The sequence below is a fragment of the Methylomonas sp. BG-2 genome (assembly GCF_057766305.1).
On record NZ_JBYMAP010000462.1, the window covers coordinates 1 to 1,458 of the forward strand.

Annotated in this window: 2 protein-coding genes; both read left to right on the forward strand. The window is 55.6% G+C overall.

Annotated features, from left to right (window positions below; genetic code table 11):
- The first annotated feature begins 564 nt into the window (after positions 1-564).
- The gene (locus tag AC3B8H_RS21285) at positions 565-1,191 is read left to right on the forward strand and encodes a hypothetical protein (protein WP_488443503.1); all 627 of its coding nucleotides are present in this window, start codon (positions 565-567) and stop codon (positions 1,189-1,191) included.
- Positions 1,145-1,458: hypothetical protein (locus AC3B8H_RS21290; protein ID WP_488443504.1), on the forward strand; the 314-nt coding region annotated here is incomplete at its 3' end. The genes AC3B8H_RS21285 and AC3B8H_RS21290, both read left to right, overlap by 47 nt.

The window sequence follows — 1,458 nt, forward strand, 5'->3', positions numbered from 1 at the left end:
CCTATCGCTTTTCCCTGCTTGACGCGCGATAACGGTCGGACTAGCGCCTGGGAGTCGCCAGCCTAGCGACTGCCCAGGGTGCTGGGCCAACCGTGTCGGCCGGCCGGCGCGATACGCCAATCCCACTTACGAAATTTGACTGGAGTACCAAATCTAGGTTTGGTACTCCGCCGGGCTAGGTCGCGCCGAGCCGATTATCGTCCCGAATGGTTGAATTCCGAGCAGCGAGCGTTGAGTGAGTGACTAACAAGCAGCAGCGTGTTTTCTCGAAACGTAACCGCCGCCGCGAACACAGAAGCCTGTCCGGCCCGGAAAAACTAGCGCAAGTGTCTCGACGCATCGGCAAAACGGTGGACGTACAAAATGTTCAACTCACTGAGGTGCGGGGGCCCAGTCTAAACCCATCCGTACCAGTACAAATGTACTGTTGCATATCGAGCCGGATTGGCCGATCATCGTCAACGCAACGGTATCGATACCGGCGGTCGCCGGTACCGGACATCCGCTAGCCATCGCGCGAAACGACCGGCGTCCTTCGGTCCGCCATTCCAGTGAGGTTTAGCCATGCCTGCCACGAGAACCAGCATCAGTTTGCTCGGCTTTGTCGGCGGCGTTTTCGCCACCGTGTTGTTGACCAAGCTGGCCAGCTATCTGACACCTTACAAATTGTATTTTTCGTTTTCTTCCTTCATGTACAGCGAGAACAGCGTGTTTCGTTGGGAGTCGTTGACGATAAAGCTGGCCATTCCGAGTTTGGTGGGTTTTCTGCTGTTCTACTTGCCGTTCAAATGGATGCAAATGACCCGAGGTAGCCGGGTCAATTACCGAAACATCTACCGTTATTTGGCGCAACAAGCGGCATTGACCGCGCGTGCCGCCGGATTTTTCGCGGCGCTGTTACTGGCTTGGCCGTTCATTGTGTTTTGGGACGTGTTGCAAGTGCCGATTCTGCAGCATCTGCAATTTCAATTCGTCTGCGTTTATTTCCTGTACTTCGTGTCCTTCTCGTACTTTGCCGGGTTGGGGGTCGATCTGGCCAAGCTGTTATTGCGCGAGCAGTTGCCGCAACCGGCGACTCAAGCCGTGGCCGGAAACCTCGCTTGGCTGGAAACCGTTCGTACATCGTTAATGGGGATTGTCACCAGTGGGATCGCTACCTATTTCGCCGCAATGCTGGGCCGCGCTGCTTAAAAAAACCGGACGCGAATGGCTGCTGTTTGCCGGTTTGGGCGGACTGTTCGCCGTGGTGGCTTTTTTCGAACCGTTCAACACCGAAAAGCCTTTCTCTCACCAGACTCAGGATAAGGTGGTCCGTGACTACTTGAGCTTGCCGGAGCGCTTGGGTTACGCGATTTTGTTGCGGTCCGGTTATGCCAAGGCCCAACTGCGCGATCTTGACAGCGGCGAGATTGTGACGCAGGCGCAACAGAAAGACCGAACCAACGTCAAGTTGGAGCT